The 1,789-nt window shown below is 71.5% G+C and carries 2 protein-coding genes; one reads left to right on the top strand and one right to left on the bottom strand.

The features are described 5' to 3' along the window. Positions 1-87: 87 nt before the first annotated feature. Positions 88-1,155, bottom strand: a complete 1,068-nt coding sequence (gene purM, locus A612_RS10405; protein ID WP_019374426.1) for a phosphoribosylformylglycinamidine cyclo-ligase — start codon at positions 1,153-1,155, stop codon at positions 88-90. 227 nt (positions 1,156-1,382) lie between these two features. Between purM and A612_RS10400 the strand changes: the two genes are divergently transcribed. After that, positions 1,383-1,789, top strand: a 407-nt coding sequence (locus A612_RS10400; protein ID WP_040436599.1) for an AAA family ATPase, incomplete at its 3' end; no start/stop codon positions are given.

Raw genomic sequence — 1,789 nt, 5'->3', positions numbered from 1 at the left:
CGCCAGCCGCTCATCGAGCTGCATCAGCGCCCCGTCGGGCGCCGGATCGTCGAGCGGCGGGCGGGGCCCGGAGGACATGGCCGCGAATCAGGCGACGACCACGGCGGCGCCGTCGCCCCGCTCGGCGATCCGGCCGATGGCGTGGACCGTCTCGCCGTGCTGCTCGAGCATGGTGCGCACCGCCTCGGCCGCCTCGGCTGCGACCACGAGGACCATGCCGATGCCGTTGTTGAAGGTGCGGTTCATCTCGGTGTCCGAGATGGCGGCGGTGCGCTGCAGCCAGGCGAAGAGCTCGCTTTGTGGCCAGCTGCCGGCCTCCAGGTGCGCCGCCAGGTGCTGCGGCAGCACGCGCGGGATGTTCTCCAGCAGGCCGCCGCCGGTGATGTGCGCCAGCGCCTTGATGCCGCCGGCCGGGCCGTCGTGCGGGTGGGCGCGCAGCGCGGCGAGCACGCTCTTCACGTACAGCCGGGTCGGTGCCATGACGGCCTCGCGAAAGGGCTTGCCATCCAGGGCCTCGGGCAGGTTGCCTGCAGCCTGGGCGCGCTCGATGCACTTGCGCACCAGCGAGAAGCCGTTGGAATGCACGCCGCTGGAGGCCAGGCCCAGCACCACGTCGCCGGCCTGGACGGCCTGGCCGTTCAGGATCCTGCGCTTTTCCACCACGCCGACGGCAAAGCCCGCGAGGTCGTATTCGCCCTCCGGGTACATGCCCGGCATCTCTGCCGTCTCGCCGCCGATCAGCGCGCAGCCCGACAGCTCGCAGCCGCGGGCAATGCCGCCCACCACGGCGGCGGCGGTGTCCACATCCAGCCGGCCGCAGGCGAAATAGTCCAGGAAGAACAGCGGCTCGGCGCCCTGCACCAGCACGTCGTTGACGCTCATCGCCACCAGGTCGATGCCGACGGTGTCGTGCATGTTCCATTCGAAAGCCAGCTTGAGCTTGGTGCCCACGCCGTCGGTGCCGGACACCAGCACCGGCTCGTCGTAGCCCTTGGGCAGCTCGAACAGCGCGCCGAAGCCGCCGATGCCGGCCATCACGCCCTCGCGCAGGGTGCGCCGGGCCAGGGGCTTGATGCGCTCGACCAGGGCGTCGCCCGCGTCGATGTCGACGCCCGCGTCCTTGTACGAAATGGGGGTGGGGGTGCTGGTGCTCATGGGATGGTGGTGCAGTGGGCGCGGCCGCGCGGTGCGGCAGCAAACCGCAGATTTTAAGGCGCCGTAAAATCCCTGGTTACACCTGAACCCGGCCGCGGCGGTGCGGCGCCGTGCCGTCCCCGCGTGGAGACCGTTCCTGGCCCCCGGCTCCTTGCCTTTTACATGTCCCTGATCCCTGTTGTTGAACCCGGCGCGCGGCGCGTGCCGCAATGCCGCCGGCCATGGCGATGAAGCAGCTCGCGCTGGACATCGGCCTGGCCAGCGGACCGACGCTGGAGAACTTCCACGCCGAAGGCAACGCCCAGGCGGTGGCGCAGCTGCGCCAGGCGCTGGCGGCGGTTCCGTCCTCCGATGCGCCCACGCCGGTCTATCTGTGGGGCGCGCCCGGCACGGGCAAGTCGCACCTGCTGCGCGCCGCCTACGAGGCGCTGCGCAACCAGGGGGCGCAGCTGGGCTGGCTCGATCCGCGCATGCGCTGGCCCACCGCCTTCGACGAGCGCTGGAGCGCCGTGCTGCTCGACGACGTGCAGCGCTACAGCGAGGCGCAGCAGGCGGCGGCCTTCAACTGGTTCATCAATGCGATGAACCCGGCCAGCGGCGCGCCGCGCTGGGTGCTGGCGGCGGGCGAGCTGCC

It is taken from the genome of Melaminivora alkalimesophila, from assembly GCF_000282995.1.
Classification (GTDB): domain Bacteria; phylum Pseudomonadota; class Gammaproteobacteria; order Burkholderiales; family Burkholderiaceae_C; genus Melaminivora; species Melaminivora alkalimesophila.
The sequence above is the reverse complement of the archived record's forward strand: the minus strand, read 5'-3'. Positions and strand labels throughout refer to the sequence as shown.